The 9,206-nt window shown below is 76.1% G+C and carries 9 protein-coding genes; 5 read left to right on the top strand and 4 right to left on the bottom strand.

What is annotated here, in order from left to right:
• Positions 1-55 precede the first annotated feature (55 nt).
• Entirely contained in the window at positions 56-1,414 is a 1,359-nt protein-coding gene (locus MUU72_RS34550) for a dipeptidase (protein ID WP_248017416.1), read from the bottom strand.
• A gap of 180 nt (positions 1,415-1,594) precedes the next feature.
• Between MUU72_RS34550 and MUU72_RS34545 the strand changes: the two genes are divergently transcribed.
• A complete protein-coding gene (locus MUU72_RS34545) occupies positions 1,595-2,875 on the top strand; it encodes a geranylgeranyl reductase family protein (protein WP_248017415.1) in 1,281 nt (426 codons plus the stop codon).
• Here MUU72_RS34545 and MUU72_RS34540 read toward each other — a convergent pair.
• Positions 2,841-3,110, bottom strand: a complete 270-nt coding sequence (locus tag MUU72_RS34540) for a hypothetical protein (RefSeq protein WP_248017414.1) — start codon at positions 3,108-3,110, stop codon at positions 2,841-2,843. The two genes, MUU72_RS34545 and MUU72_RS34540, sit on opposite strands and share 35 nt — an antisense overlap.
• A 107-nt stretch (positions 3,111-3,217) precedes the next feature.
• Between MUU72_RS34540 and MUU72_RS34535 the strand changes: the two genes are divergently transcribed.
• From MUU72_RS34535 to MUU72_RS34525, 3 genes are read left to right on the top strand one after another with little or no spacing between them, the layout of a single operon-like run.
• Positions 3,218-3,367, top strand: a complete 150-nt coding sequence (locus tag MUU72_RS34535) for a hypothetical protein (protein WP_372503300.1) — start codon at positions 3,218-3,220, stop codon at positions 3,365-3,367.
• A gap of 9 nt (positions 3,368-3,376) precedes the next feature.
• Complete coding sequence (locus tag MUU72_RS34530) at positions 3,377-4,624, top strand: sensor histidine kinase (protein ID WP_248017413.1); 1,248 nt, start codon at positions 3,377-3,379, stop codon at positions 4,622-4,624.
• A complete protein-coding gene (locus MUU72_RS34525; RefSeq protein ID WP_248017412.1) occupies positions 4,621-5,286 on the top strand; it encodes a response regulator transcription factor in 666 nt (221 codons plus the stop codon). The genes MUU72_RS34530 and MUU72_RS34525 overlap by 4 nt, the downstream gene beginning before the upstream one ends.
• A gap of 113 nt (positions 5,287-5,399) precedes the next feature.
• Here the strand turns inward: MUU72_RS34525 and MUU72_RS34520 are convergent, their stop codons facing one another.
• A complete protein-coding gene (locus MUU72_RS34520; RefSeq protein WP_248017411.1) occupies positions 5,400-6,158 on the bottom strand; it encodes a maleylpyruvate isomerase family mycothiol-dependent enzyme in 759 nt (252 codons plus the stop codon).
• A 373-nt stretch (positions 6,159-6,531) separates the two neighbouring features.
• Positions 6,532-7,851: an MFS transporter gene (locus tag MUU72_RS34515; RefSeq protein WP_372503299.1), complete on the bottom strand. Its 1,320-nt coding sequence runs from the start codon at positions 7,849-7,851 to the stop codon at positions 6,532-6,534.
• A 17-nt stretch (positions 7,852-7,868) separates the two neighbouring features.
• Between MUU72_RS34515 and MUU72_RS34510 the strand changes: the two genes are divergently transcribed.
• The gene (locus MUU72_RS34510) at positions 7,869-9,086 is read left to right on the top strand and encodes an ROK family protein (protein ID WP_248017410.1); all 1,218 of its coding nucleotides are present in this window, start codon (positions 7,869-7,871) and stop codon (positions 9,084-9,086) included.
• Positions 9,087-9,206: the final 120 nt, after the last annotated feature.

Below are 9,206 nucleotides of genomic sequence, written 5' to 3'. Positions count from 1 at the left end.
CGCCGGAGGCGCAACGCACAGGCACCCCCACGGCGGGAAAGCCGACAACGTGGGATCAACCCCGCTCGGCGAACCGCCGGAGGAACAGCGCCTCCGCCAGGGAGAGCCGCTCCAGCTCCTCGGGCGACACGCTTTCGTTGACGGCGTGGATCTGCGCCTCCGGCTCGCTCAGGCCGATGAGGAGGATCTCGGTGTCGGGGTACAGCGCGGCCAGCGTGTTGCAGAGGGGGATGGAGCCGCCCATCCCCGACGTCTGCATCTCCTCGCCGTCGTACGCCTCCTTCAGCGCCGCCGCCATCGACGCGTACGCCGGGCTGCTGGTGTCGGCGCGGAACGGCTGGCCCTGGCCGACCTGTTCGGCGGTGATCCGGGCGCCCCACGGGGCAGCGTCCGACAGGTGCGCGATCAGCAACCGCGTCGCCTCCGCGGCGTCCGTGCCCGGCGGCACCCGCAGGCTCACCAGGGCGCGGGCCGAGGCGTGCACGGAGGGAGTGGCGCCGACCACCGGCGGGCAGTCGATGCCCAGGACCGTGACGGCCGGGCGGGCCCACAGGCGCTCCGCGATCGTGCCGCTGCCGATCAGGCCGACGCCGTCCAGGACCTTGGCGTCCTTGCGGAAGTCCGCCTCCGGGTACTGGAGGCCCTCCCACGCGGCGTCGGTGGTCAGCCCGCGCACGGTCGTCGAACCGTCCTCGGCGCGCAGCGAGTCCAGGACGCGGATCAGCGCGGCGAGCGCGTCGGGGGCCGCGCCGCCGAACTGGCCGGAGTGCAGATTGCCCTCCAGGGTGTCGACCCGGACCTGCACCAGCGTCATGCCGCGCAGCGTCGCGGTCACCGTCGGCAGACCGGCCCGGAAGTTCCCGGCGTCGCCGATCACGATGGCGTCGGCGGCCAGCAGCTCCGGGTGCGCCTCGGCGTAGCGCTCCAGGCCGCCGGTGCCCTGCTCCTCGGAGCCCTCCACGATCACCTTGACGCCGACCGGGACGCCGCCGTGCTCCTTGAGCGCCCGCAGCGCCGTCAGGTGCATGATCACGCCGCCCTTGCAGTCCGCGGCGCCGCGCCCGTACCAGCGGCCGTCGCGCTCGGTCAGTTCGAACGGCGGCGAGACCCAGGCGGCCTCGTCCAGCGGCGGCTGGACGTCGTAGTGCGCGTAGAGCAGGACGGTGGGCGCGCCGGCCGGGCCGGGGAGGTGGCCGTAGACGGACTGGGTGCCGTCGGGGGTGTCCAGCAGTGCCACGTCCTCGAAGCCCTCGGCCCGCAGCGCGTCCGCGATCCAGCGGGCGGCGCCCTCGCTCTCGCTCCGGGGGAACTGCGCGAAGTCCGCCACCGACTTGAAGGCCACCAGCTCGGCGAGCTCGGTCCTGGCCCGCGGTTGCAGCGCGGCGACGGTCTGGGCGAGCGGGCTGTCAGACATGGAACGCTCCTTGTGGGCGCGGCGTTGAACGTACGTGGAGCACGTCCGGCGGGGTGAGCCGGACGGGCCGGACGTACGGGATTGCGTGCCCCGATCTTCCCACAGGCGGTCCGCCCGGACGCGGCCCGTAGGATGCGGGCGGTACGCGCAGCCAGGCATCGGACGGGAGCGGAAGCACAGGTGAGCAGCGAGCAGGCAGCCGAGGGCAACCAGCAGGTGTGGGACGTGGTGGTGGTCGGCGCGGGGCCCGCGGGCGCCTCGGCCGCGCACGCCGCCGCGTGCGCGGGACGCCGGGTGCTGCTCCTGGAGAAGGCCGACCTCCCCCGTTACAAGACCTGCGGCGGCGGCATCATCGGCCCGTCCCGCGACTCCCTGCCGCCCGGTTTCGAACTGCCGCTGCGCGACCGGGTGCACGCCGTCACCTTCTCGCTGAACGGCCGGCTGACCCGCACCCGCCGTTCGAAGCAGATGCTGTTCGGGCTGATCAACCGCCCGGAGTTCGACGCCGCGCTGGTGGAGTCCGCGAAGGACGCCGGTGCCCGGGTGCGGACCGGCGCCACCGTCGCCCGGGTCGAGCAGCACGGGACGAACGTCCCCGACCGCCGGACCGTCGCGGTGGTGCTCGCCGACGGCGAGGTGCTGCTGGCCCGCGCGGTGGTCGGCGCGGACGGCAGCGCGAGCCGGATAGGCGCGCACGTCGGCGTCAAGGTCGACCAGGTCGATCTGGGGCTGGAGGCGGAGATCCCGGTTCCGGAGACGGTCGCCGAGGACTGGGCCGGCCGGGTGCTCCTCGACTGGGGCCCGCTGCCCGGCAGTTACGGCTGGGTCTTCCCCAAGGGCGACACCCTCACCGTCGGCGTGATCTCCGCCCGCGGCGAGGGCGCGGCCACCAAGCGCTATCTGGAGGACTTCATCGGCCGGCTCGGCCTGGCCGGCTTCGAGCCGAAGATCTCCTCCGGCCACCTGACCCGCTGCCGCGCCGACGACTCCCCGCTCTCCCGCGGCCGGGTGCTGGTCTGCGGCGACGCGGCCGGCCTGCTGGAGCCGTGGACCCGCGAGGGCATCTCGTTCGCACTGCGCTCGGGGCGGCTGGCGGGTGAGTGGGCGGTGCGGATCGCCGAGGCGCCGGACGCGGTCGACGCCCGCCGCCAGGCGCTGAACTACGCCTTCGCCATCAAGGCCGGGCTCGGGGTGGAGATGGGCGTCGGCCGCCGGATGCTGGCCGTCTTCACCCGCCGCCCCGGGATGTTCCACGCCGCGCTGACCGGTTTCCGGCCCGCCTGGCGGGCGTTCACCAAGATCACCCGCGGTACGTCCACGCTCGCCGAGCTGGTCCGCACCCACCCGCTCGCCCGGCGGGCGCTGGACGCCTTCGACCGGGCGGAGGCGTCCGGGGGGACCGCTCCGGCCGCCCCGCGCGACGAGGTCAGCGACCGCGAGCCGGCGGCCGAACGGCACTGACCAGCCAGGCGGCGGCGCGCATCCGGACCGCGCCGCCGTCCTCGTGGCGGCGCAGCGCCTCGGTGAGCGCCGCGCGGGCCCGCTCCCGGTTCGTGGGGGCGGCCCGCTCCAGCAGGGCGAGCCCGGGGCCCGACGCCAGCAGGAAGGCGGCCGCGTCCGCCGCGTCCGCGCCCCACACGCCGTCCGCCGCCGCCGGCACCACCGTCACCTGCGCGAACCCGGCGGCCGACAGCACCGCCCGGATCCGCTCCGGGTCGGCGAACGCGGCTCGGCCGGCTCGCGGACGGCACCGACACCGCAGCGGTCGCGCTCGCCCTCGTCGGCACCGTCCACCACCTGCTGATGACCGGGTGGGCCGGCGCCCCCGACCCCCGGGAGCGGGCGCACCGCCTGGCGGCGATGCTGGCCGCGGCGGGGGCGGGCGGCTACTCCCCGGGGAGTAGCCGGAGCCACCGCGCCCAGGGGACGCCGACGGGACCGGCCCCGGACTAGCGTTGCGCCATGGACAACGCACGGCCGCCGTGGGGGTGGCGCAGGCCCGGCCGGGCGCGGGCGGCGGACGCGGCGGACGGGGCGCTCCGGCGGCGGGCGGCCGGCCGGCTGCCCTGGCGGTCGACGGCCGCCGTGACCGTGCTGGTCGTCGTCGGCAGCCAGGCGGCGGCCCACGCGCAGCGCGACCGGGTCCCGCTCGACCCGTTCGGCCACGCGCTGCTGCTCGCCGGGGCCCTGCTGCTGCTCGTCCGGCACCGCTGCCCGCGGACCACGGCCGTCGGCACCGCCCTGTGCTGCGCCGCGTACGTCACGGCCGGATACCCCTACGGGCCGGTCTTCGCCACCCTCGCGCTGGGCGCGTACGCGGCCATCGTCGCCGGGCACCGCAAGGTCGCCTGGGCCGCGGTGGGCGGGGTGTGGCTGGTCCACCTCCTGGTCGCACACTGGTTCTACCGCTGGCTGCCGCCCTCCGCCGGACCCGCCCCGTGGGGGCAGGAAGTGGGCGTCACCGCCTGGGTGGCGGCGGTCCTGGCGGTCTCCGAACTCGTCCGGCTCCGCTGTGAGCAACTGGCCCGGCTGCGTGCCGAACGCGCCGCCGCCGAGCGTCGCCGCGCCGACGAGGAACGGCTGCGGATCGCCCGCGAACTCCACGACGTCCTCGCCCACAGCATCTCGGTCATCAACGTCCAGGCGGGCGTCGGCCTGGCGCTGCTCGACTCCGACCCGGAGCAGGCCCGGACCGCGCTGACCACCATCAAGGCCGCCGGCAAGGAGGCGCTCGGAGAGGTCCGGCAGGTGCTCGACACCCTGCGCACGCCGGGCGACGCGCCGCGCGCCCCGGCCCCCGGCCTGGACCGGCTGCCGGAACTCACCGAACAGGCCGGCCGGGCCGGGCTCACCGTGGACATCGCCACCGAGGGCACCCGGACGGCGCTGCCGCCCGGCACCGACCTCGCCGCCTTCCGCATCGTCCAGGAGGCGCTCACCAACACCGTCCGGCACTCCGGTTCGCGCACCGCCCGGGTGCGGCTCCGCTACGCTCCCGGGGTGCTGGAGATCCGGGTCGACGACGACGGCCCGGCCACCGGTGACGGCGAACCGGCCGGCGGCGGCAACGGCCTGGCCGGGATGCGGGAGCGCGCCGCGGCCCTGGGCGGCACCGTCGAGGCGGGCCCGCGGCCGGACGGCGGCTTCCGCGTCCGGGCCCGCGTCCCGCTCACCGCCGGGGCCCGCACCGCCACCGAGGAGGAGTCGTGATCCGGGTACTGCTCGCCGACGACCAGCTGCTGGTCCGGGCCGGCTTCAAGGCCCTGCTGGACGCCCAGCCCGACATCGAGGTGGCCGCGGAGGCGGCGGACGGGCAGGAAGCGCTGGCGGCCGTCCGCGCGCACCGGCCCGACGTGGTCCTCATGGACATCCGGATGCCGGTGGTCGACGGCCTGGCCGCCACCCGGCAGCTCACCGCCGATCCGGCCCTGGCCGACGTCAGAGTCGTCATGCTCACCACCTTCGAACTCGACGAGTACGTCTTCGAGGCGATCCGCTCCGGAGCCTCCGGCTTCCTGGTCAAGGACACCGAACCGGACGAACTGCTGCGGGCGGTGCGCGCGGTGGTGGCCGGCGACGCGCTGCTCTCGCCGGGGGTGACCCGCCGGCTGATCGCGGAGTTCGCCGCCCGCTCCAAGGAACCGGCGCCGGCCGCCGCGCTCACCGCCCTGACCGAGCGGGAACGGGAGGTGATGGCGCTGGTCGGCATCGGCCTGTCCAACGACGAGATCGCCCGCCGCCTGGTGGTCAGCCCCCTGACCGCCAAGACTCACGTCAGCCGCGCCATGGTCAAACTCGGCGCCCGCGACCGGGCCCAACTCGTCGTCCTCGCCTACGAGTCGGGCCTCGTCCGCCCGGGCTGGCTCGGCTGACCCGAGCCCCTGCCACGCCTGCGGCCCGGCCCCCTCACCCGCCGGGCGCCGCCCAGGTGCTTCTCGCCCTTACCCCCACGGCCGCCTCTCTCCTGTGCCGTCCCGTGCACCTCTCACAGACCACCCCGCTCCTGCCACAGGGCCGGCAGCGACGGGTCGCCGGTGACCGCCAGACCGTCCCAGGACAGGCGGTTCCACAGCGTCAGATACAGCTGCTCGGCCGGGCCCTCGACCGTGGTGTCGGCGCCCGCGGCACCGGGGGCCTCCGGCGCGGGTGTGCGCTCCGTACGCGGCGGGGCGTCGGGCGTGAGGTGCATCGTCCAGTCCGCGTCGGGGGTGTCGGTGGCGCGGAACCGCACCGTCCGCGGCGTCTCCGGGCGCAGCCGGCTGCGCTCGTGCGCATGAAAGGCCGTCAGCAGCTCGTCCACCCCGTCGGCGGCGAAGCGGGCCGGCAGCGGCGTGAGCGGAACACCGGCCGCCTGCTGGGCGTCGGCGCGGTGCACCGACGTCTCATGGGCCTGCCGGCGCGCCCAGAACGCGAGCGGGGACGGCGCCGGGACGATCGTCCAGGTCTTGAGGTCCCGGGGCGCGGCGTGGAGAGCGAGGACGAGGTGGTGGTGGCCCTCCCGCAACCACGCGACCAGTTCGTCGTCGGCCGGCTTCGGGCCCTCCGGCAGCGGATGCGGCCGGTCCCGGGGCTCGGTCACGAACCCCGCCGCCCAGCGGTGGACCCTCCCTATGTGCAGGACCAGATCGCGCATCCGCCACTCGGGACAGGCCGGAACCGGGGCGTCGGGCCCCGCTACATCCGCGGCGTCCGCGAGCAGCCCGCCGTCCAGCCGCAGGGTTTCGACGAACTCAGTGATCTCCATGCCCCCGAGTGTGCCAGCCACCACTGACAACGCCCCGCGCCGGGGCCGCCGCCGGTGTCCTGCCTGCCTTCGGCTGTGCCGGGACGGCTCGGGGCAGCACGGTCGGGCCCTTTAGGGAGTCGGCACCACCGGCATGCTGCGCCTCGCTGTTGATGGCACGTCAGGCGGGCGGGCCGCCGGATGGGTGCCCTCGACGGCCCGGAGGCCCGAGGCCCCGACGGCCGGGGATGACAGGGCCGCCGCCCCCCGACCACCAACCGCCCCCCGACCACCAACCGCGGCCCGCAAACCACCCACCGCCCACCACCCACCGCCCCGCCGACCGATGAGCGGGACCGCCGCGGCCTCCCTGGCTGCCCCTCCGACTGACGGATCACCCGGTCCGGTGGGTGTCGCGGGTCGTGTGGGCGATCACCGCCGCCACCGCCGCCAGCAGGGCGACCGTGGTCAGGGCGACCGGGAGGCTCCACGCCTCGGTGAGGAAGCCGATCGCGGGCGGCCCCAGGAGCATGCCGCCGTAGCCGATGGTCGAGGCCACCGCGACGCCGTCGGAGCCGCCGGCCGCACCGGCCCGGGCGATGGCGACCGGGAAGATGTTGGCCAGGCCCAGACCGGCGACCGCGAAGCCGGCGCAGGCGGCCCACGCGCTGGGTGCGAGCGCTCCGAGCAGCATCCCGGCCGCCGCCGTCCCGCCGCCCGCGGCCAGGGTCCGCGCCGGTCCGAACCGCTCCACGACCGCCGTCCCGGAGAGCCGCCCGGCGGTCATCGCCAGCGCGAACACCGCGTACCCGGCGGCGGCGAACCCCGGCGAGGCGGCCAGGTCCTGGGAGAGGTGCAGGGCGCCCCAGTCGGCCAGCGCGCCCTCGCCGTACGCGGTGCACAGCGCGATCACACCGAAGACGACGACCAGCCGCCGGACCGGCCCGCCCGTACCGCCCGGTCGCGGCGCGCGGCCGGAAGGCGGCGGGGAAGCGGCGGGCCGCACGCCGGGCGGCGCCGCCCTCGCGGTCACCTCACGGGTGCGGAGCAGCGTGCGTCCGGCGACGGCCGCCGTCACCAGCCCGCACGCGGCCAGGGCCGCCAGGTGGGCGACGGGTGAGAGCCGCCCGGCGACCAGCCCGCCGAGGCCCGCGCCGAGCATCCCGCCCAGGCTGAACGCGGCGTGGAAGCCGGGCATCACGGGACGGCGCAGGACCGTGATCAGTTCGACGGCGGCGCTGTTCATGGCCACGTTGAGCGAGCCGTACGCCGCGCCGAAGACCAGCAGCGCCAGGCCCAGGGCGGTGGCCGACCGGGCGAACGGGGGCAGCAGGATGCTCAGCGCGAGCGCGGCGCCGGAGGCCACCGTCACCGCCTGGCTGCCGTACCGCCGGCAGAGCCGCCCGGTGACCGTCATGAACGCCACCGCGCCCACCGAGACACCGAGCAGCGCCAGCCCCAGGGCGCCTGCCCCGGCTCCGGTCTGCGCCTTGATCGCGGGAATCCGGACGACCCAGCCGGCGAAGAGGAAGCCGTCCATCGCGAAGAACGCGGTGATCGCCGCGCGGTGGCGGAGGAGCCGGGAACCGGCCGGCCGCGGGGTGGCGTCCGGAATTCCGCCGCCGTGCGGCGCTGTCCTCGATTTCGCGGTAGGGGAGGGGAAGAGGGGTCGGTGGCGGGTCAGGGCCGTGCGTATTTTGTTTAGCGTCGGCACAAAGCCAGAATAGAGGCGTGACCCAGACTCGGACAACCAGGCTGGAGCGGGGCCGGAGCGCCCTCGGACCCGCACTGGAGCTCGTACACACCGGACGCGCGCCCACCCGCGCCGTCCTGACCTCCGAACTCGGCGTGACGCGCGCGACCGCGGGGGCGGTGGCGGCCGAGCTGGAAGCGCTCGGCCTGATCACCGTCGACTCCCGGCCGCACGCCTCGGCGGGTTCCCAGGGGCGGCCCTCCCACCGGCTGTTCGTCAACGAGGACGGCCCGGTCGTGCTGGCCGCGCAGATCCACGCCGACGGCTACCGCGCCGCCCTGGTCGGCCTCGGCGGCCGGATCGTCGCCACCACGCCCAGCTGCGGCATCATCCCCGCCGACCCCGCGCAGGTCCTCGCCGAGGTGGTCGAGGCCGGGGCCGCGCTGCTGCGCGAGACCGGGCGGCGCTGCCTGGGCGCCGGCCTCGCGGTGCCGTCCGCGGTGGCCGAACCGGACGGCGAGGCGCTCAACCCCCTGCACCTCGCCTGGCCTTCGGGTGCGCCGGTACGCGAACTGTTCCTCCGGGCGCTGGCCGAGGCCGGCATCCCCGGCGTCACCGAGAAGATCGGCTTCACCGGCAACGACGTCAACCTCGGGGCCCTCGCCGAACACCGGCACGGCGCCGGCCGCGGCGCCCGCCACCTGCTGTGCGTCGCCTCCGGCCACCGCGGGGTCGGCGGCGCGCTGGTGCTCGACGGCCGCCTGCACAGCGGAAGTTCGGGCCTCGCGCTGGAGGTCGGCCACCTCACCGTCCACCCCGAGGGCGCGCCCTGCCACTGCGGCAGCCGCGGCTGCCTCGACGTCGAGGCCGACCCGCTGGCGTTCCTCGTCGCGGCCGGCCGGGAACCGGGGCCCGAGGTCTCGCTCCTCCACCAGGCCGTCGAACTGCTCCGCAACGAGTACTCCGAGCCGGGTGTCCGCACCGCCGCCGACCTCCTCATCGACCGGCTCGGCCTCGGTCTCGCGGGCCTCGTCAACATCCTCAACCCCGACCGCATCATCCTCGGCGGCCTGCACCGCGCCCTCCTGGAGGCCGACCCCGAACGCCTCCGCGCGGTCGTCGCCGACCGAAGCCTGTGGGGCCGCAGCGGCGGCGTACCGATCCTGCCGTGCAGCCTGGACCACAACAGCCTGGTGGGCGCGGCGGAGCTGGGGTGGCAGCCGGTCCTGAACGATCCGCTGGTCGTCTTGGACTAGGCTTCCCACGTTTTTGGCTTTCCCGCCGTGCGGGGTGCTGTTGGTTGCGCCTCCGGCGCCTGGGGCCCTCGCTGCGCGGGGCGGTTCCCCGCTTCGCGGGGTTCGGGATTCCGCTGCGCG

Source organism: Streptomyces rhizoryzae, assembly GCF_023155275.1.
GTDB lineage: Bacteria > Actinomycetota > Actinomycetes > Streptomycetales > Streptomycetaceae > Streptomyces > Streptomyces rhizoryzae.
The sequence above is the reverse complement of the archived record's forward strand: the minus strand, read 5'-3'. Positions and strand labels throughout refer to the sequence as shown.

Bases quoted from the DNA above. Each gene is read 5' to 3' on its own strand.
- MUU72_RS34550 (WP_248017416.1), bottom strand. From the start codon at position 1,414: ATGTCTGACAGCCCGCTCGCCCAGACCGTCGCCGCGCTGCAACCGCGG.
- MUU72_RS34535 (WP_372503300.1), top strand. From the start codon at position 3,218: ATGACCGGGTGGGCCGGCGCCCCCGACCCCCGGGAGCGGGCGCACCGC.
- MUU72_RS34530 (WP_248017413.1), top strand. From the start codon at position 3,377: ATGGACAACGCACGGCCGCCGTGGGGGTGGCGCAGGCCCGGCCGGGCG.
- MUU72_RS34520 (WP_248017411.1), bottom strand. From the start codon at position 6,158: ATGGAGATCACTGAGTTCGTCGAAACCCTGCGGCTGGACGGCGGGCTG.